This window comes from Pseudomonas sp. KBW05, assembly GCF_003852405.1.
Lineage (GTDB): Bacteria > Pseudomonadota > Gammaproteobacteria > Pseudomonadales > Pseudomonadaceae > Aquipseudomonas.
This window is the reverse complement of record NZ_QAJM01000003.1, coordinates 68,812-95,080: the sequence shown is the minus strand read 5'-3', so window position 1 is coordinate 95,080 and position 26,269 is coordinate 68,812. Positions and strand designations below refer to the sequence as shown.

The following is a 26,269-nucleotide window of genomic DNA, read 5'->3' as shown; positions in this document are numbered from 1 at the left end:
GCCCGCTCCCACACTAGATCTCCAGTGTCTGTAACGTCTGCATTCCGCTCCGTAACGAATAGTTTACGACTTGGTGGCGTGTTTATTGGGGTGGGGAAAGTTGTAAGGATTACCTGACAGTTCTGATCCTCAACAACAACGCTCGGCCTAAAGCTTGTCTGCGTGTACAATCCGCCGCGTTTTACTGTGACCCCCCTTGCGTACCCACGCAAAAGGCCAAGACCCAGGGTTTGCCTACCCTGATCACTCCGCCTGGCCACGAGCCGGACGGGTTCGATTTCGTCACAGATAAAAACAAACAGGTGACGCATGACCGATATAAACACGCTGTATTCCTGGTGCCTGCGCTGGGGTTTGAGCGGCGCTGCTTGAGTCGAGATTCGAGCGAGCGACGTGCATTCAACATCATCAAACCTTGCGTGAGACCCTTTTCATGAGTGGACCCCATTCCTCTTCAGGCGAGCTGAAACGCGGCCTGAAAAATCGTCATATCCAGTTGATCGCCCTCGGTGGCGCCATCGGTACCGGCCTGTTCCTCGGCTCGGCCGGGGTGCTCAAATCCGCCGGTCCGTCGATGATCCTGGGCTATGCCATCTGCGGCTTTATCGCCTTCATGATCATGCGCCAACTCGGCGAGATGATCGTCGAAGAGCCGGTGGCCGGTTCCTTCAGCCACTTTGCCCACAAGTACTGGGGCGGTTTCGCCGGCTTCCTGTCGGGTTGGAACTGCTGGATCCTGTACATTCTCGTGGGCATGTCGGAGCTGACGGCTGTCGGTAAATACGTGCACTACTGGTGGCCGGAGATCCCGACCTGGGTCTCGGCGGCGGCGTTCTTCGTGCTGATCAACCTGATCAACCTGGCCAACGTCAAAGTCTTCGGTGAAGCCGAGTTCTGGTTTGCGATCATCAAGGTGGTGGCCATCGTCGGCATGATCGCCCTGGGCAGCTATTTGCTGGTCAGCGGCAGCGGCGGCCCGCAAGCCTCGGTGAGCAACCTGTGGGAACACGGTGGCTTCTTCCCCCACGGCGTGGGCGGCCTGGTGATGGCCATGGCGATCATCATGTTCTCCTTCGGCGGCCTGGAAATGCTCGGTTTCACCGCTGCCGAGGCTGACCAGCCACGCACGGTGATCCCGAAAGCGATCAACCAGGTGATCTACCGCATCCTGATCTTCTACATCGGTGCCCTGGTGGTGCTGCTGTCGTTGACGCCGTGGGACAGCCTGCTGACCACTCTTAACGCCTCCGGCGATGCCTACAGCGGCAGCCCGTTCGTACAGGTGTTCTCGATGCTGGGCAGCAATACTGCGGCGCACATCCTCAACTTCGTGGTACTGACGGCGGCGCTGTCGGTGTACAACAGCGGCACCTACTGCAACAGCCGCATGTTGCTGGGCATGGCTGAGCAGGGCGATGCGCCTAAAGCGCTGGCGAAGATCGACAAACGCGGCGTGCCGGTGCGCTCGATCCTCGCTTCGGCGGCGGTCACCGTGGTGGCGGTGCTGATGAACTACCTGATCCCGCAACACGCGCTGGAACTGCTGATGTCCCTGGTGGTGGCCACGTTGGTGATCAACTGGGCGATGATCAGCTTCTCCCACTTCAAGTTCCGCCAGCACATGAACCGCACCGGCCAGGTGCCGCTGTTCAAGGCGCTGTGGTACCCGTACGGCAACTATGTCTGCCTGGCGTTCGTGGCGTTTATCCTGGTGGTCATGCTGATGATCCCGGGGATCCAGGTGTCGGTGTACGCGATCCCGGTGTGGGTGGCGTTTATGGCGGTGTGTTACTGGGTCAAGAACAAGCGCAAGGCGCAGGCAGCCCTGAGCGCAACGGGGACAGTTATGGAGTAAGGACCTTCCCGTAAACAGAAAACCCGGCGCTTTGCCGGGTTTTTTGTTGGCGTTGACGGGGTAGACTCGCGCCTTGTTTTAATTTGCTACAGGCTCGGAGGCCCCATGCACCACACCGACATCGACGGCGGCACCTTGCAACGCGCTGAGCTGGAAGATCTGATCGACCAGCACAGCGGCCCCTTGCGCCTGGTCGGCGTGGACCTGAGCGGTGCCGACCTGTCGCGCATGGTGCTCGATCACTGGATCTTCGAACGCTGCATCCTGGTCCAGACCTCCTTCCTCGGCTCCCGCCTGGAAGGCACCCAGTGGAAAAGCTGCCGCGCCAGCCTCGCGATTTTCGAAGCGGCGAACCTGCTGGAAGCACAGTTCCACAGTTGCGACCTGAACAACACCCGCTGGCAACGCAGCAAGTTGCCCCAGGCGAGTTTCGAGCACTGCAAGTTGACCGGTGCCAACTTCACCCATTGTGCGTCCCTGGGCCTGAGTTTCAGCGAGACCCGGCTCAACAGTGCCTTCCTGTCCGGGTTGTCGTTTGCGCGCACGGTGCTGAATAACCTGGATTTCTCCGACAGCGATTTGTCGGATGCAGACTTTCGCAAGGCTGAATTGATCGACTGCAGCCTCGCCCACGCCCGTATCAACGGTGCCAACTTTGCCGGTGCCGACCTGCGGGGTGCGGATTTGAGCGGGTTTCGCCTCAATGATGCCAAACTGTTCAAAGGCGCCGTGATTTCCAAAGCCCAGGCGTCGATGTTGTTGTCCGAGTTGGGCTTGTCCGTTGCCTAGGATTTTTGATTGATGCTGGTGATTTCCAACAATGTGCAGCTGCCGGATGCCGAGATCGAGCTGACCGCGATTCGCGCCCAGGGCGCCGGTGGGCAGAACGTCAACAAGGTGTCGAGCGCGGTGCACCTGCGTTTTGATATTCCGGCGTCGTCGTTGCCGGAGTTCTACAAGGAGCGGCTGCTGGCGCTGCGCGACAGCCGTATCACCAGCGAAGGCGTGCTGGTGCTCAAGGCCCAGCAATATCGGACCCAGGAGCAGAATCGCGCGGATGCGCTGGAGCGCCTGGTGGAGTTGATCCTCAGTGCCACCAAGGTCGAGAAGAAGCGCCGCCCGACCAAGCCCACCCTGGGCTCGAAAAAACGTCGACTGGAGTCCAAGACCAAGCGCGGCACCATCAAGGCCGGGCGCGGCAAGGTCGACTTCTAGTCGCCGCGCGCCTCACGGGCCTTGGGCGCTTGCCGGTACAGGTAGACGCTCAGCAGCAACCCACCGAGGGCGGCGAGGGCGGCGAACAGGAAGATCGACGCAAAGCCGAAGCCTGCCGCAACCGCGCCGGCCAACGGGCCGGTTATCCCCAGCGACAAGTCGATGAACAGCGAGTAAGCCCCCACCGCCGAGCCACGGCTGGACGCTGGCACCAGGTTGACCGCCTCGACGCCCAGCGCCGGAAACACCAGGGAAAAGCCAAACCCGCTCAATGCTGCACCGGCCAGGGCCAGGTTGGCGTCCGGCGCCAGCCACAACAGCAGCAGGCCGAGGATTTCCACGGACAGGCAGGCAATTGCCACGCGAAAGCCGCCGATGCGATTGATCAGGTTGCCGAACAGCAGGCGTGCGCCGATAAAACTGGCGCCGAACAGGCTCAGGGCCCACACGGCGTTGTCCCAGTGCTGGGTGGTGTAATACAAGGTGATAAAGGTGGCGATGGTGCCGAAACCGATGGAACCCAGCGCCAAGGCGCAACCGTGGGGCAGTACGCGGCCCAGTACATTCATGAACGGCAGGCGCACGCCGGCGACGATGGGCGCGGGTTCCTTCTTCCAGGCCAGCAGCAGGCCGATGATCGCCAGCAGGATGATGCTCACGCCCATGCTCCACAGCCCGAGATGGCTGACCAGCAGCACCCCCAGCGGCGCGCCGACGGCCAAGGCGCCGTAGCTGGCGATACCGTTCCAGGAAATGACCTTGGCCGTATTGGTCGCGCCGACGCGGCCGATGCCCCAGCCGATGGCGCCCGAGCCGACCAGGCTCTCTGCGCTGCCCAAGACCAGGCGGCCAATCAACAGGCTACCGAGGCTGATGGCCGGCAGGCTGGCAAACCATGCCGCCAACAGCATGAACACGCCGCTCAAGCCGCAGCCCGCCAAGCCGATCACCACGGCGCGTTTGCTGCCCAGGTTGTCGATGATTTTGCCCGCATACGGGCGGCTCAGCAGGGTGGCCAGGTATTGCACGCTGATCACCAACCCGGCGATCACGGCGCCGTAGCCCAGCTCGCTGTGGACGTAGCCCGGCAATACGGCGAGGGGGATGCCGATATTCAGGTAGCCGATAAAGGTGAACAACACGATGGAAACAACTTGCAGCGTGACCGCCATGGGGCGCTGGGTATCTGGCATGGGAGAGGTCCACAGTCGCAGCAGGTAAAGATAGGCTGCTAATGATACCGGTGGTTGGGCTCGCGCAGGGCGGTAAATCGCAAAAACGTCAGATCAAAAAGACGTCAGGGTTGGGAGGGGGCGAGCAGTTGGGTGGTAACCAGGGCGGCCAAGGCGTTTTCCTGGGTGCCGAAGCGCTTGAGCAGCACAGCTTGTTTCTCTGCGCTGAGGCGGTTCCATACGTCGACCATCTGCAAGGCAGCGTCGAGCACGGCGGTGTCTGGGGTGTCGGTCATGAGGGGGTTCCGGGTCTGTTCAGGCAGTGTGGAAAGCGCTCAAAGCTGCGCTTTCCACACGGTCTGGTACGGCGTCAGTCCTGGCTTTCGCTGTCGACTGGTTTGGCTTCTTTGGCCTCAGGCTGCTTGTCGCCGGCCTGCTGCGGTGTTGGCTGCTCAGTTTCGTGCAGGCTTGGGAAGGGGAGATTAGGTATCTCGTGCATCGTCGTCGCTCCTCGCAAGGTCTGTTTTTTTCAATCGCAGGTGATTCCGCGCTCTCAAAAAGCCTTGGCAGGATACAGCACTGCAAATGACAAAAAGAATTTTATGTCGGCGGATGTCGGAACTTTCATCCTTTAACGCAAGTGACATGAGGTCACAGGCCTAGAACGGCACCTTGCCGAGGATCATGTCGCGATACATCACGAAATCCCCCAATAAGCTGTAGAACGGGTGTTTAAACGTCGCCGGACGGTTTTTTTCGAAGAAGAAGTGGCCGATCCAGGCAAAGCTGTAGCCGGCGATCGGGATAGCCAGCAGCAAGCCCAGCGAACCCCGACCAATGGCGTAGGCGAGGATGCCGATTACCAGCGTAGTGCCGATGAAGTGCAGGCGTCGGCAGGTGCTGTTGCCGTGCTCTTTCAGGTAATAGGGGTAGAACTCAGCGAAGCTGTTGAATTGCTTGGCATTTTCCACAGTGAACGGCCCTTTGATTGTTGTTCCGCCCAACAGATGTTCGGCGGGGAGCTTATTTGAGTCTAGAGTGATCAGTGGTAACAGCCAGTGACAATAGATGCCACTTTAGTATCCTTGGCATTCCTGGCTGCCGTTTTAAGCCTGCTTACATTAAGAAGACGCCATGAGCGAACGAACAACTTCTGCAAGCTGGGCGATGGGGATAGTCAAGGCACTGGAGATGGACGGCCTGGATTGCCGCGCCCTGTTCAAGCAACTGGGCCTGGACTACAGCGCCCTGGATGATCCCGATGCGCGTTTCCCGCAAGACTCCATGACCCGCCTGTGGCAGCGAGCGGTGGAGCTGTCGGGCAACCCGGCGATTGGCTTGAATATGGGTAAAGTGGTGCGCCCTGCGTCGTTTCATGTCGCGGGGTATGCGCTGATGTCCAGCAACACGCTGGCCGAAGGCTTTATGCGCCTGGTGCGTTATCAGCGGATCATTGCGGAAAGCGCCGACCTGAGTTTCCGCCTGTTAGCCGAAGGCTATGCGCTGATTCTGACGGTGCATGGCGATCATCTGCCACCGACCCGGCAAAGTGCCGAAGCTTCGCTGGCCAGTGCCTTGGCCCTGTGCGGCTGGCTCACCGGACGCACCCTGCAACCCCGTAAAGTGCTGTTGCAAGGTGATCAGCCCGAGGATCTGGCGCCCTATAAACAGGCGTTCCATGCCCCCCTGGAGTTCAACGCGCCGTACGACGCACTGATTTTCGAGCGCGCCGATATGGATGCGCCGCTGCCCACCGCCAACGAAGCCATGGCGCTGTTGCATGATCGGTTTGCCGGGGAATACCTGGCGCGTTTCTCGGAAAGCCGCGTGACCCACAAGGCGCGCCAGGTGCTGTGCCGCCTGCTGCCCCAGGGCGAGCCCAAGCGTGAAGTGGTGGCCCAGACCCTGCACCTGTCCCAGCGCACCTTGCAGCGGCGCTTGCAGGAGGAGGGCACCAGCTTCCAGACCTTGCTTGACGACACCCGTCGCGAGTTGGCCGAGCAATACCTGGCGCAGCCGAGCATGACCTTGCTGGAAATTGCCTACCTGTTGGGGTTTGCCGATCCGAGTAACTTCTTCCGCGCGTTTCGTCGCTGGTTCGATGCCACGCCCGGCGAGTACCGGGCGCGGTTGCTGGAAGCGACGGCGATCAGTGGCGCCAAAACGCCGGAATACACAGCACAAACACTGTAATGATCTCCAGCCGGCCCAACAGCATGCCGAGGGACAGGATCCACTTGGCGGCGTCCGGCAGGCTGGCGAAGTTGCCGGCCGGGCCGATGGTTTCCCCCAGGCCCGGGCCGACGCCGGACACGGTGCTGGCGGCGCCGGTCAGCGCGGTCATCCAGTCCAGGCCGAGCAGCGACAAGGCCAGGGCGATGGCGCAGATGGTGATGGCGAAGAAAAACGAGAAGGTCAGGATCGACCGCACGATTTCTTCGTCGAGACGGTGGCCGTTGTACTTCTGCTTGATCACTGCGCGGGGGTGAATCAGTTGGTTCAAGTTGGCCTTGAGCAGGATGTAGGCGACCTGGAAGCGGAAGATCTTGATCCCGCCGGCGGTGGAGCCCGAGCAACCGCCGATAAAGCCCAGGTAGAAAAACAGCATCAGTGAGAAGTTACCCCACAGGCTGTAGTCCCCCAGTGCGAAGCCGGTGGTGGTGACCACCGAGGTCACGTTCAGCGCCACGTGGCGCAGGGCGTCCAGCCAATGCAGGTTGGTGGTCCACCAGTACCAGGTGCCGAGCACCAGCCAGGTCACCAGCAGCAAGCCGAGCAAACCTTGCACCTGCTGGTCCTTGATCAATGCCTTGCGGTTGCCGCGCAACGTGGCCACGTACAGGGTGAACGGCAAGCTGCCGAGGATCATCACCACCACGGCGACCCAATGCACCGCCGGTTGTTTCCAGTGGGCCAGGGACTCATCGGAGGTGGAAAAACCGCCGGTGGAAATCGCCGACATCGCGTGGTTGATCGCATCGAACAAACCCATCCCGGCCCACCAGAACGCCAGGCTGCCAAGGATGGTGATGCCCACGTACGCCGCCACGATCAGCCGTGCCACCATGTGCGAGCGCGGCATGACCTTTTCCGAGCGGTCGGAGGATTCGGTCTGGAACAGGCGCATGCCACCGATGCGCAGCAGCGGCAGGATCGCCACCGCCATGCCGATAAAGCCGATGCCCCCCAGCCAGTGCAGCAGCGAGCGCCACATCAGGATGCCCGGGGACATGCTGTCCAGCCCGCTCAATACGGTGGAGCCGGTGGCGGTGATGCCGGACATGCTTTCAAAAAACGAGTCGGTGTAGCTGATGTGCTGGGTCAGCAGGAACGGCAGCGCGGCAAAAATGCACACCACCACCCAGCTGGTGACGGTCAGCAGGTACATGTCCCGTGGCCGCAGGTGCACGTGTTCAGGACGCCCGGGGATGACCAGGGCCAGGCCGGCGAGAAAGGTGATCATGCTGGCCCACAGGAACGACGGCAGGTCTTGGGTGCGTTCGAAGATCACCAGGGTGGCCATTGGCACGACCATGGCGATCGCGAGGGTGATCAGGAAGATGCCGATGATGAAACCGATGATGCGAAGGGTCGGCAACGCCATGAAGTGAGCTCGGGTGATTGGGCAGAGGCGCCATTCTACCTGCGGTGCAGAGCATGTAAACCGGGGCTTGGGCGCAACGCCGATCAAAATGTGGGAGCTGGCTTGCCTGCGATAGCGGTGGGTCAGCAACATCTTCATTAACTGACACACCGCTATCGCAGGCAAGCCAGCTCCCACAGGGGGATGGGGTGACTGAGGGTGCGTGCATAAAAAAGGCGACCCGAAGGTCGCCTTTTTCAACGCTGCATTGATCAGAACTCGTGATCAGCGCTATCCGGGTTCAGGTCGCTGATGCCCAGCTTGCCCGCTGCCGCTTCGATCGAACCGGTCTGCTTGACCAGGGCGGCGATGGCGTCGCGTACGATCTGGTTGCCCGCATCGTTACCGGCGGCGATCAATTGGTCGTAGTGTTCACCTTTGCCAGCGTGATCAACCATGACCTGGATCTTCGCTTCGGTCGCCGCCAGGTCAGCCTTCAATGCGCTGTCGGCAGCCGGGTCGGCCTTGGCCACCAGGGACGACAGGCTGGCGCCGGTCATTTGGGTGCCGTCGGTGCGGGTGTACTCGCCCAGGTAGACGTTGCGGATGCCCTTGGCGTCGTAGAAGTGCGAGTTGTGGGTGTTGTCGCTGAAGCAGTCTTGCTCGTCTTCCGGCGAGTTGGCTTCCAGGGACACCTTCATGCGCTCACCGGCCAGTTCGCCGAGGGACAGGCTGCCCATGCCGAACAGCATTTTGCGCAGGCCGTCGGTGGCAGGTTCTGCTTCCAGGGTGGCGCGGTAGTTGTCGGCGACGTTTGGCTTCCAGTTGCCGACCATTTCTTCCAGGTCGCTGACCAGCAGTTGGGTCACGGCGCTCAGGTAAGCGCGGCGACGCTCGTTGTGGCCGCCAGTAGCGCCGTCACCGGTCAGGTAGTCCGACGCTGGACGGTTGCCGGCGCCAGGGCCCGTGCCGTTGAGGTCTTGGCCCCACAGCAGGAACTCGATGGCGTGGTAGCCGGTGGCAACGTTGGCTTCGGAACCGCCCAGCTCATTGAGGCTGGCGAGTTTTTCCGGGGTGATTTCCTTCACATCGACTTTGTCTTCGCCAACCTGGATCTCGGTGTTGGCGATGATGTTGGCGGTGGCGCCCGGGTTGCCCAGGGCGTGTTCGTAGGACTTGTCGACGTAGTCGATCAGGCCTTCGTCCAGTGGCCATGCGTTCACCTGGCCTTCCCAGTCGTCGATGATGGTGTTGCCGAAGCGGAACACTTCGCTCTGCAGGTACGGCACGCGGGCGGCAACCCAGGCGGCGCGGGCGGCTTTCAGGGTTTCGTCGCTTGGCTTGGCGAGGAACGCGTCGATCGCGGTTTGCAGGGTTTTAGCGGTAGATTCGGCGTCGCTGTAGACCGCGAACACCATGTCAGCGTAATGCGCGACCACAGCCTTGGCGGCGGCTTCGTCAACCTGGCCGGCAGGGGTGGCAGCCGCTGGAGCGGTAGTGCTGGCAGCCGGGGTCGGCGCCTGTGGCGCGGCGGCCTTGTCTTTACCTTCGCCGCAACCGGCGAGAGAAATGGCAATGGCCAGCAGACTGGCGGTGGCCAGGGGCATACGAATCATGGCGAACATCCTGCTTCGGTTGTTGATAGGGCGCGCGGGGGGAGCGCAAAACTGCGACATAATGCGAAAGATTTGCATTTTGTGTAAAGGCTTAAACGCGGGAAATATTCAGTATCGTTTTCCCGGTTCAAAGAATCGCGGCGTTATTGCGCTCGGACTGTTTCAAAAAAGCCGCCAACTCCCGGGCCGGCAGCGGTTTGCTGTAGTGATAGCCCTGCCCCTCGTGGCAGCCCTCGGAGATGATGTACGCCTCCTGCTCGGCGGTTTCCACGCCTTCGGCGATCACCTGCATGCCCAGGCTTTTGCCCAGCTGGATGATGGCTCGCACGATGGTGGCATCGTCGTCGTCATCCAGCAGGTCCTGGACGAAGCTCTTGTCGATCTTGATCTTGTCCAGCGGCAGGCTTTTCAGGTAACTGAGGGATGAATAGCCGGTGCCGAAGTCGTCGATGGCGATCAATGCCCCGGAGCGGCGCAGGCTCAGCAGGTGTTGGGCGGCGGTGCTGATGTCTTCCATCAGGCCGGTCTCGGTGACTTCCAGCTCCAGGCTGCGCGGCGGCAGGCGGTAGATCTGCATCAGGTTGTTGACCACCCGCGGCAACTCGGTGTGGTGCAATTGCACGGTGGACAGGTTGACCGCCATGCGCAACTCGGTGAAGCCCTGGTCGTGCCATTCGCGCAACTGCCGGCAGGCCTGGTCCAGCACCCATTCGCCAATCGCAATGATGGTGCCGTTCTGTTCGGCCAGCGGGATGAACAGGTCGGGCGGCACCAGGCCGTGCTCCGGGTGTTGCCAGCGGATCAGCGCTTCGACGCCCACCACGCGATGCTCGCGGTAGCTGATCTGCGGCTGATACACCAGGTGAAACTGGTTGCGGCTCAAGGCGTCGCGCAGGTCTTTTTCCAGTTCGCGGCGACGGCGCATCTCGCTGTCCACGCTGGCAATATAGAACTGATAGCGATTGCGCGAGCGGCTCTTGGCCAGGGTCATGGTCTGCTCGGCTTTTTGCAGCAGCTTCTCGGTGCTGTCGCCGTCTTCCGGGAACAAGGTGATGCCGATGGTGGCGCGCAGGCGGATCTGCTCGTGGTCGAGGGCGAACTCGGCTTCCAGGTCGTCGAGGATGCTTTGCGCCAGTTCTGCGGCTTCGTAGGGCTGGTCGATGTCGGCCTGCACCAGGGCGAACTGGTCGCCCCCCAGGCGGGCCAGGGCGCCGAGGCGGCCACTGTGGGCGCGCAGGCGGTCGGCCAGGGCCAGCAGCAGTTGGTCGCCAGCCTGGTAGGTGAACTGTTCGTTGACGCTTTTGAAGTCGTCCAGGCCCACACACAATACCGCCACGCGGCGCTGCCGGCGGCCGGCGTCGATGAGGATCTTGTCCAGTTGCTCCTGCAACTTCTGGCGATTGGGCAAACCGGTCAGGAAATCGTACTGCGCCATGCGCCGCAGGCTGCTCTCGGCCTCGTGGCGCAGGTGGGTGTTGCGTTCAATGGATTCGAGCAACTGGTTGGCGGTGTTGATCCACAGTCCCAATTCATTGCGCTCATGGCCCTTGAGCTGGGGGATCTTGTGTTCGCTGGGGCGGTCCGGGTTGATCGACGTGAGGTGTTCGATAATCCGCGACAACGGCTTGGTCAGCAGCCAGTGATAGACCAGGTACAACACCAGGCCCATGGCCAAGGCGCGCAATACCCCGGATATAAAGATGATCACCGAGCTGACAATGAAACCCTTGCCGTACGTGGCAGTGTCGAGGGTGATGCTCAGGTCGCCGTAATATTCGCTGTAGGGGCCTTTGCCCACCAATGCCGTGGTAAACGTGCGTTCCTGGCCCAGAATCAGGTCGGTCAACCAGCGGCTGGGGGATTGCTGCAAGGCGCGGCTTTTTTCCGCGAGCATGGTTTCGTTGGGATGGCCGATGGACGCCATGCGCACGGCGTCATCCTGGAACAGGCCCTCGATGACCTGCATGCCCATCTCGCGGTCAAGGCTGTAGACGGCTTGGGTCGAGGGGTCGCGGAACATGTCGAGGATGCGCTGGGCGTCGCTGGCCACGGCCTGGCGCGTCTTATAGGCGTCAAACACGATCTGCGCCACGCTGAGCGCCACACCCACGACCAATGCCGACAGCAGCACGACCCGTAGCAACTTCACCGACAAGCTGTTTTTGAGTTCCAGCTTCAAAGGGTTATTCCTTGTTCCATGCGGGTAGCCTCAATATGCCATGAGTATTGGCAATCTCGTGATGGCAGTCAAAGGAACATTGGGGGTAAACGCAGGTTTGATGCTGTCGGCGGGAGGGATGGGAGGAGGAAGGCGGATTCGCATCCGCCTGCGTGATCAGCTTGCGAACGTCACTTTGCGCTTTTCGGTGTCTTGCGTGGCCGAGAAGTCCACGGTTTTGTTTTGCGGTTCCAGTGCATTGCCCAGGGCTTTGGCCAGGACATCGGCGAAGGGTTGGGCAAGGGAAGTGGCCGACTTGGCGAAATCTGCGCCGGCTTTGAAAAACTCGCCGACCACGGGGATTGCTGCTAGGACTCCGATAGACATCGTAATTTCTCCGACAGGGGTGAGAAGCGAATTCCTCTCCCTGCCTGGGTGGCCGGGTTGCGTCGTACGGTTCCATCGCCCACAAAAAAACCCGGCATTCGCCGGGCTCTTTCTACTGCAAGCGTTGCTTAGGCAGTGAAGGTCTTGCCTTCGAACTGCTCAGCCACGAACTTCCAGTTGACCAGGTTCCAGAACGCTTCCACATACTTTGGACGCACGTTGCGGTAGTCGATGTAGTAAGCGTGTTCCCAGACGTCGCAGGTCAGCAGCGGGGTATCGCCATTGGTCAGCGGGTTGCCGGCGCCGATGGTGCTGGCCAGGGCCAGGGAACCGTCAGCCTTTTTCACCAGCCAGCCCCAACCGGAACCGAAGGTGCCGACGGACGTCTTGGTGAACTCTTCCTTGAACTTGTCGAACGAACCGAACGCAGCGTTGATGGCTTCAGCCAGCGCGCCGGTTGGTTGGCCGCCGGCGTTTGGCGCCAGGCAGTTCCAGTAGAAGGTGTGGTTCCAGACCTGAGCGGCGTTGTTGAAGATGCCACCCGAAGAAGACTTGACGATCTCTTCCAGGGTCTTGCCTTCGAACTCGGTGCCTGGCACCAGGTTGTTCAGGTTCACGACGTAGGTGTTGTGGTGCTTGTCGTGGTGGAATTCCAAGGTTTCCTTGGAAATGTGCGGCTGCAGGGCATCGTGTGCGTAGGGCAGCGGCGGCAATTCGAAAGCCATGATGATTCTCCTAATCAGGTCAGTTGCGGTGAGCGCAAGGCCGATCACGGGCGGCCAAACAAGCGCCGGGGAGTTTGTACTCTTTGCGGCGCAGGGGCTGGATCATAGCACCGGGGGTGCGGCAAAACCACGCAACAACTGTGTGGGATAGAGGTTCCAGAGCGTTTTGGAATATTCCCTACGCGGCGATCAATTGATAGGCCACGCTGAACATCATCACCGCCACCAACAGGTCCAGCAGGCGCCAGGTGGCCGGCCGCGCCAGCCACGGTGCCAGCCATGCCGCGCCGAGCGCCAGGGTGGCGAACCACAGGAACGACGCACTGGCCGCCCCGGCCACGTAGGCGCCGGGTTCGGTTTGCTGTGCGCCGAGTGAGCCGATCAGCAGCACCGTGTCCAGGTAGACGTGGGGATTGAGCAGGGTCACCGCCAAAGCGCTGAGCATCACGGCACGCAGTGAACGGGTCTTGAGGTTGCCGCCCTGCGCCAGGCTTTGGCTGGAAAACGCCCGGCGCAGCGCCAGGGTGCCGTACCACAACAGGAACGCCGCGCCGCCCCAGCGGGCAATCGCCAGCAGCAGCGGGTTTTGTGCCAGCACCGTGGCCAGGCCGAAAACCCCGGCGGCCACCAATAACGCGTCGCACACCACGCACAACGCTGCGACGGGCAAGTGATGCTCACGGCGCAGGCTTTGCGCCAGCACAAACGCGTTCTGGGTGCCAATGGCCATGATCAAGCCGAGGGCCACCAACAGGCCATTTACATAGCTTTGCCACATAGGATTTACTCCGCGCCCGCCGCCAGTCGCCGTAATACCTGCATCGCGCGTTCGGCATCGGCGCGGCCAACGAACAGGTGATCGTGGTAATAACCGGCAATCACATTGCAACTGATACCGGCCTGGCCCAGCGCACTGGCGAACGCAGCGGTAAGGCCCACGGCTTCCAGGGCCGAATGCACGTTCAGGGTGATCCACGCGGCGACGTAGTCAAAGGCCAAGCCCGCCTGTTCCGCCTGCTGGCGCTCCAGGATGACCGTCAGGCCTTCCTGTTCACGGAAACTGCCGATCACCTCGCAACCCGCCGGGATGCGCTGGTCGGGCAGGGTGCAGAACACATACTCACCGTCATTCAAGTGCGGGCTCATGCTGCGTATCAGGGTTGCCAGAGCGGTTTCGCCAGCCATGTGAGATTCCTTAAATAGAGAGAAGCAATGCTGGTCATTTTCATGGCTTAAGCTGTATAAGAAAAACCAATATTGCTGATCGCTCATTAGAGAAACTGATGTTCGACTATAAATTGCTTTCCGCCCTGGCGGCGGTGGTGGAACAGGCCGGCTTCGAGCGCGGTGCGCAGGTGCTCGGGGTGTCGCAATCGGCGATCTCCCAGCGCATCAAATTGCTGGAGGCGCGCATCGGCCAACCGGTGCTGGTACGCACGACGCCGCCGACGCCCACCGACATCGGCCGGCGCCTGCTCAACCATGTGCAGCAGGTGCGCCTGCTGGAGCGTGACCTGCAAAGCCAGGTGCCGGCGTTGGACGCAGAGGGCATGCCTGAACGCCTGCGCATCGCCTTGAATGCGGACAGCCTCGCCACCTGGTGGGCCGAGGCGGTCAGCGTGTTTTGTGCCGAGCAACACCTGTTGCTGGACTTGGTGGTGGAAGACCAGACCGTCGGCCTAAAGCGCATGCGCGCCGGTGAAGTGGCGGCGTGTATCTGCGCCAGCGAACGCCCGGTGGCCGGGGCCCGTAGCCTGTTGCTCGGCGCCATGCGCTATCGTGCGCTGGCCAGTCCGGCCTTTATCGCCCGGCACTTTCCCGAGGGCGTACGCGCCGATCAACTGGCGCGCACGCCGGCATTGGTGTTTGGCCCGGATGATTTCCTGCAACACCGCTACCTGGCGTCTCTCGGCGTGGACGGCGGTTTCGAACACCATTTATGCCCGTCGTCCGAAGGTTTTATCCGCCTCACTGAGGCCGGGCTCGGTTGGGGCCTGGTGCCGGAATTGCAGGTGCGCGACCAGCTGGCAAAGGGCGTATTGGTGGAGTTGTTGCCAGATAAGCCCATCGATGTGCCGCTGTACTGGCATCATTGGCGCAGTGGCGGGCAACTCTTGGGCTTGTTGACCGACCATCTGGCCCAGGCGTGCGGCCAATGGTTGGTGCCGTTGGAGTGATGGCGCGCGTCAAGGCAACAGCGATGAAAAACGAAAGAGCACGGAGTAATACATGAAAATTCTGGTCACCGGCGCAAGCGGCTTCATTGGCGGGCGCTTTGCGCGTTTCGCCCTGGAGCAAGGCCTGGACGTACGGGTCAACGGGCGGCGTGCCGAAGGTGTGGAACACCTGGTCCGGCGCGGCGCCGAGTTTATCCAGGGTGATTTGAATGATGCCGACCTGGTGCGTGACCTGTGCCGCGACGTTGAAGCCGTGGTGCATTGCGCCGGCGCCGTCGGGCTGTGGGGCAAGTATCAGGACTTCCACCAAGGCAATGTGCTAGTGACCGAAAATGTCGTCGAGGCCTGCCTTAAACAGCGTGTCGGGCGCTTGGTCCACCTGTCGTCGCCGTCGATCTATTTTGATGGCCGCGACCATTTGGGCCTGACCGAAGAGCAAGTGCCCAAGCGCTTCAAGCACCCTTATGCCGCGACCAAATACCTGGCCGAGCAAAAAGTCTTTGGTGCCCAGGAGTTCGGCCTTGAAGTGCTGGCCCTGCGCCCGCGCTTTGTCACCGGCGCCGGCGACATGAGCATCTTCCCGCGCCTGCTGAAAATGCAGCGCAAGAACCGCTTGGCCATCGTTGGCGACGGTTTGAACAAAGTCGATTTCACCAGTGTGCACAACCTCAACGAAGCGTTGCTCAGCAGTTTGCTCGCCACCGGCTCGGCGTTGGGCAAGGCCTACAACATCAGCAACGGCACCCCGGTGCCGGTGTGGGATGTGGTGAACTACGTGATGCGCCAGATGGAATTGCCGCAGGTGAAACGTTACCGGTCCTACGGCTTGTCCTACAGCGTGGCGGCGCTCAACGAAGCGTTCTGCGCGATGTGGCCGGGGCGCCCGGAACCCGCGCTGTCGCGGTTGGGCATGCAGGTGATGAACAAAGATTTCACCCTCGATATCAGCCGTGCCAGGCATTATCTGGACTACGAGCCCAAGGTTAGCCTGTGGACCGCCCTTGACGAGTTCTGCGGTTGGTGGAAGGCCCAGGATCCGGGGCTGAAGTAAGGTCACAACAGGCAACACATCGGGAACCGAATTCGTGGTTCCGGGTCGATCAGAGCAACAGGACAGCGGTTTATACTCCCGGCGCTCGCCACCTCACCGATTCAGGGTTGATTCATGCGTAACGATGCTAAAGACGATTTCGACAACGTTCCCAGCCTGCGGGCCGACCTGGGGGATGACGACGATTTCGAACCGACTCCCGCCACGTCCGTGCGCTCGCGCAACACCCCCGTGGTCAAGGTCAAGAGCGCCAGCACCGGGCCATTGTGGGCGTTGATCGGCGCGTTGCTGATCGCCTTTGCCGGCCTGGCCTGGTGGAGCTTCCAGCAGATTTCCCTGATGGGTCAGCAACTGGTCGCGACCCAGGAAAGCTTTGCGCGCATCAGTGAAGAAGCGGCGGGGCGCCTGCAGGATATTTCCGGCAAGGTCGTCGCCAGTGAAGCCAGTGTGAACAACGGCAGCGAAGCGCTGAAATTGCAGATCCGCCAGTTGGAAACCCAGTTGCTGGAACAGGGCAAGCAACAGGTTGGCGTGGCCGGCCAGGCCTCCGAGTTGGACAAGCGCCTGGCACAAATGAGCGCTAGCACCACCGAGCTGTCGAGTGCCAACAGCAAGCTGCAAGGCCAGGTCCAGGCCTTGACCGACGCCGTGGCCACCCTGAAAGCGGCGCAAGGTGATGCGGCCAAACGCGATGCCGAGTTCAAGGAACTGGTGGCCGATGTGGCCGCGCTGAAAAAACAAGGTAACCCAAGTGCGGCCATTGCCCGTCTGGAGCAGGACCTGCTGGTGCTCAAGAGTGCCCAGGACAACCAGCCGGCCAACAGCGATGCGCCGACCAACAAAGAGTTCGATGTGTTCCGCATCCAGACCACCCGCAACATCACCACTTTGCAGAGCCAGGTACAGAACCTGCACCAACGGCTCAGTGAACCGGCGAAGGTCATACCGCTGAGCCAGTGACTGCCTGCCAGGAGAGTCTCAACCGATGGGAGCTGGCTTGTGTGGGAGCTGGCTTGCCTGCTCCCACAGTTGTATTGGGGCCGAGAGTTGAAGAAGTGTCACTGCTCGGTGACATTTCCCATCCCCTTCGTTACTTGCCCCCCAGGCCCCCTTGTTTAGACTCCGGTCATCCCACAAACAATAATAAGGGCCACCCATGACCACCCAACCTCTGCCTGCCAGCAGTTGGCTGAACGCGCCTGCCCATCACGCCTGGCTGGCTGCCGAAGGTCAGCGCCTGCTGGCGTTCGCCAAGGCTTCGCGACTGCCCGACGGTTTCGGCAACCTGGACGACAACGGCCAACTGCCAGCCGATGCCCACGCCGAAACCATGAACACCGCCCGCATGACCCACAGCTTCGCCATGGCCCACGCCCTGGGGTTGCCGGGTTATGCCGACCTGGTAGCCCACGGTGTCGCGGCCCTCAGTGGCCCGCTGAAGGATGCGGCACACGGCGGCTGGTTCGCCACGCCCCACGCCCTCGATGGCAACCGTGGCAAGGCGGCCTACCTGCACGCCTTTGTCGCCCTGGCCGCCAGTTCAGCCGTGGTCGCGGGTGCTCCCGGTGCGCACAATCTTCTGAACGACGCGACCCACATCATCGACCAATTCTTCTGGAGTGAAGAGGAGGGCGTGATGCTCGAATCCTTCGCCCAGGACTGGAGCGGGGTCGAAGCCTATCGCGGCGCCAACAGCAACATGCACGCCACCGAAGCGTTCCTCGCCCTGGCCGATGTGACCGGCGAAACACGCTGGCTGGACCGCGCGCTGCGGATCGTCGAGCGGGTGATCCACACCCACGCTGCCAGTAACCAATTCATGGTGATCGAGCATTTCGACGCCCAATGGCAACCCCAACTCGACTACAACCAAGACAACCCCGCCGATGGCTTCCGCCCCTACGGCATCACCCCCGGCCACGGTTTTGAGTGGGCGCGGCTGGTGTTGCACCTGGAAGCCGCGCGCCAGCAAGCCGGGCTGGCCACGCCGGACTGGCTGTTGACCGACGCCAAGGGCCTGTTCGCCAGCGCCTGCGAATACGCCTGGGCCGTCGATGGCGCCCCCGGCATCGTCTACACCCTCGACTGGAACCACCACCCGGTGGTGCGTGAGCGCCTGCACTGGACCCACGCCGAAGCCAGCGCCGCCGCCCAGGCCTTGCTCAAACGCACCGGCGAGCTGCACTACGAAACCTGGTATCGGCGTTTCTGGGAATTCTGCGAAACCCATTTCATCGACCGCATCCACGGCAGCTGGCACCACGAACTCAGCCCGCACAACCAACCCAGCAGCACCATCTGGGGCGGCAAGCCGGACCTGTACCATGCCTGGCAAGCGGTCGTGCTGCCTGCGCTACCCTTGGCACCCAGCATGGCCAGTGCGATTGGGGACGGGTGTTATGTCACCAGCTGGTGACATTTGTACGTCCCTTTGTTACCTGCGTCGCAAAAATCCATGTTTAAACTCCGTGCAGCGCAAGCTCTAGACTTGCATGCATAACAACAAAAAAAGGTACTCAGATGAACGCGATTAATCGCCTCGCCGTCGCTATTTCCATTGCCTCGTTGTTTCCCCTCACTGCATTTGCCGCCGACTCCAAAGGTACGGTTGAAGTGGTGCATTGGTGGACTTCTGGCGGTGAAAAGGCGGCTGTAGATGTCCTGAAGGCCCAAGTTGAGAAAGACGGTTTCACCTGGAAAGACGGCGCCGTCGCCGGTGGCGGTGGTGCCACGGCCATGACCGTGCTGAAAAGCCGCGCAGTCGCCGGCAACCCGCCTGGCGTTGCCCAGATCAAAGGCCCCGACATCCAGGAATGGGCGTCCACTGGCCTGCTCGACACCGACGTGCTCAAAGACGTCGCCAAAGAAGAAAAGTGGGACTCCCTGCTCGACAAGAAAGTCTCCGATACCGTGAAGTACGACGGTGACTACGTCGCCGTACCGGTCAACATCCACCGCGTGAACTGGCTGTGGATCAACCCGGAAGTCTTCAAGAAAGCCGGTATCACCAAGAACCCGACAACCCTCGAAGAATTCTACGCAGCCGGCGACAAGCTGAAAGCCGCGGGCTTCATTCCGCTCGCCCACGGTGGTCAGCCTTGGCAGGACAGCACCGTGTTCGAAGCGGTCGTTCTGTCTGTGATGGGTGCCGATGGCTACAAGAAAGCCCTGGTGGACCTGGACAACGCCGCGCTGACCGGCCCGGAAATGGTCAAGTCCCTCACCGAACTGAAGAAAGTCGCGACCTATATGGACGTCGACGGCAAAGGCCAGGACTGGAACCTCGAAGCAGGCAAGGTCATCAACGGCAAGGCCGGCATGCAGATCATGGGTGACTGGGCCAAGTCCGAGTGGACTGCCGCGAAGAAAGTCGCTGGCAAGGACTACGAGTGCGTAGCCTTCCCGGGTACTGAAAAAGCCTTCACCTACAACATCGACTCCCTGGCGGTGTTCAAGCAGAAAGACAAAGGCACTGCTGCCGGCCAGCAGGACATTGCCAAAGTCGTGCTGGGTGAAAACTTCCAGAAAGTGTTCAGCATCAACAAGGGTTCGATCCCGGTGCGCAACGATATGCTCCACGAAATGGACAAGCTCGGCTTCGACTCCTGCGCCCAGACCGCCGCCAAGGACTTCCTGGCCGACGCCAAGACCGGCGGCCTGCAGCCAAGCATGGCGCACAACATGGCCACCAACCTGGCGGTGCAAGGTGCGTTCTTTGATGTCGTGACCAACTTCCTCAACGACCCGAAAGCCGACCCGGCCGACACTGCCAAGAAACTGGGCGCTGCGATCAAGTCTGCCAAGTAACGGTTGACCTTGAGGGGGGAACTCCCTGGCCCCCCTCAAGGCTTGTTCCTGTAGTCCTTTTTACCTGTATTGGATTTCCCCATGAGTTCTGTTGCTGTGTTCAGCAAAGCCTCGCCGTTCGATGCACTGCAGCGCTGGCTACCGAAATTGGTGCTGGCGCCGAGCATGTTCATCGTGTTGGTGGGCTTCTACGGCTACATCCTGTGGACGTTTGTGTTGTCGTTCACCACGTCCACCTTCCTGCCCAGCTACAAGTGGGCGGGCCTGGCGCAATACGAGCGCCTGTTCGACAACGACCGCTGGTGGGTCGCGAGCAAGAACCTGGCGCTGTTCGGCGGCATGTTTATTGGCATCACCTTGGTGATCGGTGTGCTGCTGGCGGTGTTCCTCGACCAGCGTATCCGCCGCGAAGGTTTTATCCGCACCATTTACCTGTACCCGATGGCGCTGTCGATGATCGTCACCGGTACGGCCTGGAAATGGCTGCTCAACCCGGGCATGGGCCTGGACAAACTCCTGCGGGGCTGGGGCTGGGAAGGCTTCCGTCTCGACTGGCTGATCGACCCGGATCGCGTGGTCTACTGCCTGGTGATCGCCGCGGTGTGGCAAGCCTCGGGTTTTATCATGGCGATGTTCCTCGCCGGCCTGCGTGGCGTTGATCAGTCGATCATCCGTGCCGCGCAGATCGACGGCGCAAGCCTGCCGCGCATCTACTGGAGCGTGGTGCTGCCTAGCCTGCGCCCGGTGTTCTTCAGTGCGGTGATGATCCTGGCGCATATTGCGATCAAGAGCTTCGACCTGGTGGCGGCGATGACCGCCGGTGGCCCGGGCTATTCGTCCGACCTGCCGGCGATGTTCATGTACTCGTTCACCTTCAGCCGTGGCCAGATGGGCATGGGTTCGGCCAGTGCCATCCTGATGCTCGGTGCGATCCTTGCGATCATCGTGCCTTACCTCTACTCCGAGCTGAGGACCAAACGTAATGACTAGTCTCGCCTCCAAACCTGCCATCAGCCTGAGTCGCGTCGCGATCTATGCGGTGCTGATCCTCGCCGTGCTGCTGTACCTGGTGCCGCTGGTGGTGATGCTGCTCACCAGCTTCAAGACCCCGGATGACATCAGCAACGGCAACCTGCTGAGCTGGCCGACCGTGGTCACCGGCATTGGCTGGGTCAAGGCCTGGGCCACCGTAGACGGCTACTTCTGGAACTCGATCAAGATCACCGTGCCGGCCGTACTGATCTCTACCGCCATCGGCGCGTTGAACGGTTATGTGCTGTCGTTCTGGCGCTTCAAAGGTTCGCAGTTGTTCTTCGGCCTGCTGTTGTTCGGCTGCTTCCTGCCGTTCCAGACCGTGCTGCTGCCGGCGTCGTTCACCCTCGGCAAGATGGGCCTGGCCAGCACCACCACCGGCCTGGTGTTTATCCATGTGGTCTACGGCCTGGCGTTCACCACGCTGTTCTTCCGTAACTATTACGTGAGCATTCCCGATGCACTGGTGAAGGCTGCACGGCTGGATGGCGCAGGATTTTTCACTATCTTTCGGCGAATCATCCTGCCGATGTCCACCCCGATCATCATGGTCTGCCTGATCTGGCAATTTACCCAGATCTGGAACGACTTCCTGTTCGGCGTGGTGTTCTCCAGCGGCGACTCGCAGCCCATCACGGTGGCGCTGAACAACCTGGTCAACACCAGCACCGGGGCCAAGGAATATAACGTGGATATGGCAGCGGCGATGATCGCCGGCCTGCCGACCCTGCTGGTCTATGTGATCGCAGGCAAGTATTTCGTGCGCGGCCTCACGGCCGGCGCGGTCAAGGGGTAATCATGGCTACGCTTGAACTTCGCAATGTAAACAAGACCTATGGCCCTGGCCTGCCCGACACCTTGAAGAACATCGAGCTGTCGATCAAGGAAGGCGAATTCCTGATTCTGGTCGGCCCTTCGGGTTGCGGCAAATCCACGCTGATGAACTGCATCGCCGGCCTTGAGACCATCACCGGCGGCGCGATCATGATCGGCGACCAGGACGTCAGCGGCATGAGCCCCAAGGATCGCGACATCGCCATGGTGTTCCAGTCCTACGCGCTGTACCCGACCATGAGCGTGCGCGAAAACATCGAGTTCGGCCTGAAGATCCGCAAGATGCCCCAGGCTGACATCGATACCGAAGTGGCGCGCGTGGCCAAGCTGTTGCAGATCGAACACCTGCTCAACCGCAAGCCAGGCCAGCTTTCCGGTGGCCAACAGCAACGTGTGGCCATGGGCCGCGCCCTGGCACGTCGGCCGAAGATCTACCTGTTCGACGAACCGCTGTCCAACCTCGACGCCAAGCTGCGCGTCGAGATGCGCACCGAAATGAAACTGATGCACCAGCGTCTGAAAACCACCACCGTCTACGTGACCCACGACCAGATCGAAGCGATGACCCTGGGCGATAAAGTGGCAGTCATGAAGGACGGCATCATCCAGCAGTTCGGCACGCCGAAAGACATCTACAACAACCCGGCCAACCAGTTCGTGGCGAGCTTTATCGGCTCGCCGCCGATGAACTTCGTGCCCCTGCGCCTGCAGCGCAAGGACGGTCGCCTGGTGGCCGTGCTCGACAGCGGCCAGGCCCGTTGCGAACTGGCGCTGAACGTGACCGATGCCGGCCTTGAAGACCGCGACGTGATCCTCGGCCTGCGCCCGGAGCAGATCATGCTGGCGGCGGGCGAGGGCGACAGTGCGTCGAGCATCCGCGCCGAAGTACAAGTCACCGAACCCACAGGTCCGGACACCCTGGTGTTCGTGCAACTCAATGACACCAAGGTCTGCTGCCGCCTGGCGCCCGATGTGGCACCGCAGGTGGGCGAGACCCTGACCCTGCAATTCGATCCATCCAAGGTATTGCTGTTCGACGCCAGTACCGGTGAGCGTCTGGGCACTGCTTCTTCATCGCCTGCACAGGGGCATGCCGACAATGTGGCCCAATTCAAAGGCCGCTGAAGCAGATAAGTTGTTGTTTTAGATAAAAAAAGTAAACCACGTTAGATAAAAACAGTTTAATAACAATAAAGACGAGGATGTAGGGATGAAAAAGCAACACAACACTACCCGGCTGATCTGCCAACTGTCAGCGGCAGCAGCCCTGGTTTTGTCCGCCAATGCGATGGCGGACGAAGCATTCAGCGCCGATTCCAAGTGGATGACCGGCGATTGGGGCGGCGAACGGACCAAGCTGATCGAGCAAGGTATCGATATCAAGGCTGACTACGTAGGCGAAATGGGCTACAACGCCCACGGCGGCTACAACAACGACAAGACCGGTCGCTATGCCGACCAGTTTGGTTTGGGTGTAGCCCTGGACCTGGAAAAGCTGTGGGGCTGGGACAACACCCAGGCCAAGATCCAGTTGACCAACCGTAATGGCCAGAACATCTCCAACGACCGCATCGGCGACCCACGTGCCGGCACGCTGAGCTCGTCGATGGAAGTCTACGGCCGTGGCCACATGGTGCGTCTGACCCAGTTCTGGATCCAGCACCAGATGTTCGACAACAAGCTCGACGTGAAACTCGGCTACTTCGGCGAAGGCGAAGACTTCAACACCTTCCCATGCGACTTCCAGAACCTGTCGTTCTGCGGCTCCCAAGTCGGTAACTACGTGAGCACCTGGTACAACTGGCCGGTCAGCCAGGCCGCGATCCGCGTGAAGTACCACATCAATCCTGAGCTGTACGCGCAAATCGGTGCCTACAACCAGAACCCGTCGCAGCTGGAGCACGGCAACGGCTTCAAGCTCAGCGGCAGCGGCACCAAGGGCACCGTGATCCCGGTGGAATTGGTCTGGTCGCCGAAGGTCAACAACCTGCCAGGCGAATACCGTGTGGGTTACTACAAGAGCGCGGCCGATGCCTCTGACGTGCGTGAAGACGTCAATGGCGGCGACGCAGCGACCAGCGGCGCCGACTACCGTACCCGCAGCAGCAAGAAAGGCTACTGGTTCGTTGCGCAACAGCAACTCACCACGCACAACGGCGACGCTTCCCGTGGTCTGAACATCGCGGCCAACGCCACGTTCCACGACAAGGAAACCAACACCGTCGACAACTACCAGTCGCTGATGCTGGTGTACAAAGGCCCATTCGATGCGCGTCCAAAAGACGACGTCGGTATTGGCGCGGCGCGTCTGCACGTCAACAAGGACGTGAAGAAAGACGCTGAGTTGCTCAACATCGCCAATGGTGTGAGCGACTATGACAACCCGCTGTACCGGCCGATCCGCGAGACCGAGTACAACTTCGAAATCAACTACGGTTTCCACGTCACCAACTGGCTGACCGTGCGTCCTAACCTGCAATACGTCGTGCAACCTGGCGGCGTGGATAAAGTCGACAACGCGTTGGTGGCCGGCCTGAAAATTCAGTCTACGTTCTAACGCTGTTGCGATAAGCTCCTTCTCTCTGTGCGCATTTTGCGGGTAGCCATGGCTATCCGCTTTTTTTTGGGGAAGGGGAGCACATCTCCCTGTGGGAGCTGGCAGGCCAGCCCCTACAAAGACATTCAGGACTGTGGCAAATGCATGAGCAACCGCTGCAACGCTTTTTCAAATCCCTGCGTGAACGCCCTGTGTTTGCCTGGGAGCGCTTCCAGATGCGTGACGTGTTGGTGATCGACCATCCGCTGTGCCAGGCGGTGTTCAGTCGCCAGGGTGCGCAACTGTTGCACTTTCAGCCCACTGGGCAAAAACCCTGGCTGTGGTGCGCGGCGAAGTGGCCGCAGGTCGGCGCCATCCGGGGCGGCGTGCCGGTGTGCTGGCCGTGGTATGGCCGTCACCCCAGCGAGAACGCGTGGCCGTCCCATGGCTGGGCGCGGTTGATCGACTGGAAACTGCTCGACAGCAGCACCGACGACGATGGCGTGCGCCTGCACTGGCAACTGCAGCTGTGCGACTGGCAGGTGGACCTGCACGCGCACCTGGGCGAAACCCTGGAACTGCGCCTGAGCACCGAGCATCAGGACGAGCTGCCGTGCCAATTGAGCCATGCTTTGCATGCCTACTGGCGTATTGGTCATGTCGATGAGATAGCGCTGTCTGGGCTCGACGGCGCGCAAGGCTATGACCAGCTCAGCCGCCAGGCTTGCCAGCAGGAAGGCGAGTTACGGGTAGACGGTGGGTGCCAGCGGGTGTTCCAGCATGATGGGGAATTGCAGCTCAAGGACCATGCCTGGCAGCGAGAGCTGTGCATCGATACCGGCGACAGCGCCGACACGGTGGTGTGGCATCCGGGCAGCCGGCCGCTGTTGGGCGTGAGCTTCAACGAGGCGTCGGGGTTTGTGTGTGTGGAGTCGGCGATGGCCGCGGCCAGTTTGGCGCCGGGGGAGCGGGCGCACCTTAGTTTGCAGGCTAGGGCTGGGGTTTAGCGGTGTTGCTGATGGCCCCTTCGCGAGCAAGCCCGCTCCCACATTTGACCGAGTTCCAGCATGAGAATGCGGTCGAATGTGGGAGCGGGCTTGCTCGCGAAGGGGCCGGTACTGCTGGTCGAGATTCCAGCCTTAGTTGAACTCATCCCCAACCGGATACCGGCTGTCATTCAAGCTCTCTTTGATCTTGCGCAGATGCGGCTGGAAATCCACCCCTCGGCGCAAGGTCATGCCGGTCGCCAGCACATCCAGTACCGTCAACTGAATGATCCGCGAGGTCATCGGCATGTAGATGTCGGTATCCTCCGGCAACGGGATATTCAGGCTCACTGTGCTGGCCTTGGCCAGCGGTGAGTTCTCGGCGGTTACGCCCAGCACCGAGGCACCGTTGCTACGGGCGATACGCGCCACTTCCACCAACTCGCGGGTACGCCCGGTGTAGGAAATAATCACGAACAGCTCGCCCGTATGCGCCACCGAAGCGATCATGCGCTGCATCAGCACGTCCGCGTGGGCGGTGACCGACAGGTTGAAGCGGAAGAACTTGTGCAGCGCATCCATGGCCACCGGTGCCGAAGCGCCAAGGCCGAAGAAGTGGATCTGCCGCGCCTGGATCAACAGGTCCACGGCCTTGCTGATCAGGTTCGGGTCCAGTGCCTGGCAAGCGCTGTCCAGGGAGGCAATGGCGCTGCCAAAGATCTTCTGCGTATAGGCCTCAGGGTTGTCATCGGCTTCCACGGCGCGGCTGACATACGCCGCACCACTGGCCAGGCTTTGCGCCAGTTGCAGTTTCAGTTCAGGGTAGCCGCTGACGCCGAACGAACGGCAGAAACGGTTGACCGTCGGTTCACTGACCGAGGCGGCTTGGGCGAGGGCGGCGATAGAGAAGCGGGTCGCCTGCTGTGGGTTGAGCAGGATGACCTCGGCGACTTTTTTCTCGGCCTTGTTCAATTCTTCGAGGCGGTTCTGGATCTGTTCCAGAAGATTTCGCACGCGGTCCATTCAGTCTTTCCTTCGGGCGACGATGCAAATAAAGGGTGGCAACCAATCGACCAGTGGTCTTTTGCGGTGGCCTATCCTACTGAGGGTAGCTGAACACCACCACTCGGAATGC

At 61.0% G+C, this 26,269-nt stretch carries 26 protein-coding genes; 14 read left to right on the top strand and 12 right to left on the bottom strand.

The genetic code is table 11. From position 1 onward, the window contains the following. Nucleotides 1-433: 433 nt before the first annotated feature. From DBR46_RS02540 to arfB, 3 genes are all read left to right on the top strand, one after another. Nucleotides 434-1,855, top strand: a complete 1,422-nt coding sequence (locus DBR46_RS02540) for an amino acid permease (RefSeq protein ID WP_124524899.1) — start codon at nt 434-436, stop codon at nt 1,853-1,855. Nucleotides 1,856-1,960: 105 nt separating this feature from the next. Continuing rightward, nucleotides 1,961-2,644 carry a pentapeptide repeat-containing protein gene (locus tag DBR46_RS02535; protein ID WP_124524898.1) on the top strand — a complete coding sequence of 228 codons (684 nt, stop codon included), beginning with the start codon at nt 1,961-1,963 and terminating at the stop codon, nt 2,642-2,644. Between the two features lie 12 nt (nt 2,645-2,656). Next, a complete protein-coding gene (arfB, locus tag DBR46_RS02530) occupies nt 2,657-3,070 on the top strand; it encodes an alternative ribosome rescue aminoacyl-tRNA hydrolase ArfB (RefSeq protein WP_124524897.1) in 414 nt (137 codons plus the stop codon). Here arfB and DBR46_RS02525 read toward each other — a convergent pair. The 4 genes from DBR46_RS02525 to DBR46_RS02520 form a co-directional block, all read right to left on the bottom strand. Further along, nucleotides 3,067-4,263 carry an MFS transporter gene (locus tag DBR46_RS02525; RefSeq protein ID WP_124524896.1) on the bottom strand — a complete coding sequence of 399 codons (1,197 nt, stop codon included), beginning with the start codon at nt 4,261-4,263 and terminating at the stop codon, nt 3,067-3,069. The two genes, arfB and DBR46_RS02525, sit on opposite strands and share 4 nt — an antisense overlap. Before the next feature lie 104 nt (nt 4,264-4,367). After that, nucleotides 4,368-4,538: a hypothetical protein gene (locus tag DBR46_RS30275; RefSeq protein ID WP_177413983.1), complete on the bottom strand. Its 171-nt coding sequence runs from the start codon at nt 4,536-4,538 to the stop codon at nt 4,368-4,370. Nucleotides 4,539-4,612: 74 nt separating this feature from the next. Then, nucleotides 4,613-4,741, bottom strand: coding sequence for a hypothetical protein (locus DBR46_RS30465; protein WP_256659200.1), 129 nt, complete (start codon nt 4,739-4,741; stop codon nt 4,613-4,615). A 160-nt stretch (nt 4,742-4,901) separates the two neighbouring features. After that, on the bottom strand, nt 4,902-5,213 hold the full coding sequence (locus DBR46_RS02520) for a DUF962 domain-containing protein (RefSeq protein ID WP_124524895.1): 312 nt from the start codon (nt 5,211-5,213) through the stop codon (nt 4,902-4,904). 163 nt (nt 5,214-5,376) lie between these two features. Between DBR46_RS02520 and DBR46_RS02515 the strand changes: the two genes are divergently transcribed. Further along, the gene (locus tag DBR46_RS02515; RefSeq protein ID WP_124524894.1) at nt 5,377-6,435 is read left to right on the top strand and encodes an AraC family transcriptional regulator; all 1,059 of its coding nucleotides are present in this window, start codon (nt 5,377-5,379) and stop codon (nt 6,433-6,435) included. Here DBR46_RS02515 and DBR46_RS02510 read toward each other — a convergent pair. From DBR46_RS02510 to DBR46_RS02480, 7 genes are all read right to left on the bottom strand, one after another. Further along, the gene (locus DBR46_RS02510; RefSeq protein WP_017737972.1) at nt 6,392-7,846 is read right to left on the bottom strand and encodes a TrkH family potassium uptake protein; all 1,455 of its coding nucleotides are present in this window, start codon (nt 7,844-7,846) and stop codon (nt 6,392-6,394) included. The two genes, DBR46_RS02515 and DBR46_RS02510, sit on opposite strands and share 44 nt — an antisense overlap. A gap of 251 nt (nt 7,847-8,097) precedes the next feature. Further along, complete coding sequence (locus tag DBR46_RS02505; protein ID WP_124524893.1) at nt 8,098-9,441, bottom strand: imelysin family protein; 1,344 nt, start codon at nt 9,439-9,441, stop codon at nt 8,098-8,100. A gap of 127 nt (nt 9,442-9,568) precedes the next feature. Further along, a complete protein-coding gene (locus DBR46_RS02500) occupies nt 9,569-11,620 on the bottom strand; it encodes a bifunctional diguanylate cyclase/phosphodiesterase (RefSeq protein WP_124524892.1) in 2,052 nt (683 codons plus the stop codon). Nucleotides 11,621-11,776: 156 nt separating this feature from the next. After that, nucleotides 11,777-11,986, bottom strand: coding sequence for a hypothetical protein (locus DBR46_RS02495; protein WP_124524891.1), 210 nt, complete (start codon nt 11,984-11,986; stop codon nt 11,777-11,779). A 128-nt stretch (nt 11,987-12,114) separates the two neighbouring features. Beyond that, nucleotides 12,115-12,711 (bottom strand): superoxide dismutase, encoded by a 597-nt coding sequence (locus DBR46_RS02490; RefSeq protein WP_016975406.1) that lies wholly within the window; start codon nt 12,709-12,711, stop codon nt 12,115-12,117. A 178-nt stretch (nt 12,712-12,889) separates the two neighbouring features. After that, on the bottom strand, nt 12,890-13,489 hold the full coding sequence (locus DBR46_RS02485) for a LysE/ArgO family amino acid transporter (RefSeq protein ID WP_124524890.1): 600 nt from the start codon (nt 13,487-13,489) through the stop codon (nt 12,890-12,892). A 5-nt stretch (nt 13,490-13,494) separates the two neighbouring features. Further along, complete coding sequence (locus DBR46_RS02480; RefSeq protein WP_124524889.1) at nt 13,495-13,896, bottom strand: ACT domain-containing protein; 402 nt, start codon at nt 13,894-13,896, stop codon at nt 13,495-13,497. Nucleotides 13,897-13,994: 98 nt separating this feature from the next. On the opposite strand from DBR46_RS02480, the gene DBR46_RS02475 reads away from it, so the two are divergent. The 10 genes from DBR46_RS02475 to DBR46_RS02430 all read left to right on the top strand — a co-directional run bounded on the left by DBR46_RS02475 (nt 13,995) and on the right by DBR46_RS02430 (nt 25,155). Continuing rightward, nucleotides 13,995-14,888, top strand: a complete 894-nt coding sequence (locus DBR46_RS02475; RefSeq protein ID WP_124524888.1) for a LysR family transcriptional regulator ArgP — start codon at nt 13,995-13,997, stop codon at nt 14,886-14,888. A gap of 52 nt (nt 14,889-14,940) precedes the next feature. After that, entirely contained in the window at nt 14,941-15,939 is a 999-nt protein-coding gene (locus tag DBR46_RS02470) for an NAD(P)-dependent oxidoreductase (RefSeq protein ID WP_124524887.1), read from the top strand. Between the two features lie 114 nt (nt 15,940-16,053). Continuing rightward, nucleotides 16,054-16,899 (top strand): ATPase, encoded by an 846-nt coding sequence (locus tag DBR46_RS02465; RefSeq protein WP_124524886.1) that lies wholly within the window; start codon nt 16,054-16,056, stop codon nt 16,897-16,899. 196 nt (nt 16,900-17,095) lie between these two features. After that, entirely contained in the window at nt 17,096-18,355 is a 1,260-nt protein-coding gene (locus DBR46_RS02460; protein ID WP_124524885.1) for an AGE family epimerase/isomerase, read from the top strand. Nucleotides 18,356-18,459: 104 nt separating this feature from the next. Next, on the top strand, nt 18,460-19,746 hold the full coding sequence (locus tag DBR46_RS02455; RefSeq protein WP_124524884.1) for an ABC transporter substrate-binding protein: 1,287 nt from the start codon (nt 18,460-18,462) through the stop codon (nt 19,744-19,746). Between the two features lie 81 nt (nt 19,747-19,827). After that, nucleotides 19,828-20,736: a carbohydrate ABC transporter permease gene (locus tag DBR46_RS02450; RefSeq protein WP_124524883.1), complete on the top strand. Its 909-nt coding sequence runs from the start codon at nt 19,828-19,830 to the stop codon at nt 20,734-20,736. Next, complete coding sequence (locus tag DBR46_RS02445) at nt 20,729-21,574, top strand: carbohydrate ABC transporter permease (RefSeq protein WP_124524882.1); 846 nt, start codon at nt 20,729-20,731, stop codon at nt 21,572-21,574. The genes DBR46_RS02450 and DBR46_RS02445 overlap by 8 nt, the downstream gene beginning before the upstream one ends. Before the next feature lie 2 nt (nt 21,575-21,576). Next, nucleotides 21,577-22,737 carry an ABC transporter ATP-binding protein gene (locus DBR46_RS02440; RefSeq protein ID WP_124524881.1) on the top strand — a complete coding sequence of 387 codons (1,161 nt, stop codon included), beginning with the start codon at nt 21,577-21,579 and terminating at the stop codon, nt 22,735-22,737. A gap of 85 nt (nt 22,738-22,822) precedes the next feature. Next, a complete protein-coding gene (locus tag DBR46_RS02435) occupies nt 22,823-24,169 on the top strand; it encodes a carbohydrate porin (protein WP_124524880.1) in 1,347 nt (448 codons plus the stop codon). A 140-nt stretch (nt 24,170-24,309) separates the two neighbouring features. Further along, nucleotides 24,310-25,155 (top strand): D-hexose-6-phosphate mutarotase, encoded by an 846-nt coding sequence (locus tag DBR46_RS02430; RefSeq protein WP_124524879.1) that lies wholly within the window; start codon nt 24,310-24,312, stop codon nt 25,153-25,155. Nucleotides 25,156-25,287: 132 nt separating this feature from the next. Here DBR46_RS02430 and DBR46_RS02425 read toward each other — a convergent pair whose 3' ends face one another. Next, nucleotides 25,288-26,148 carry a MurR/RpiR family transcriptional regulator gene (locus DBR46_RS02425; protein ID WP_177413991.1) on the bottom strand — a complete coding sequence of 287 codons (861 nt, stop codon included), beginning with the start codon at nt 26,146-26,148 and terminating at the stop codon, nt 25,288-25,290. Between the last annotated feature and the right edge of the window lie 121 nt (nt 26,149-26,269).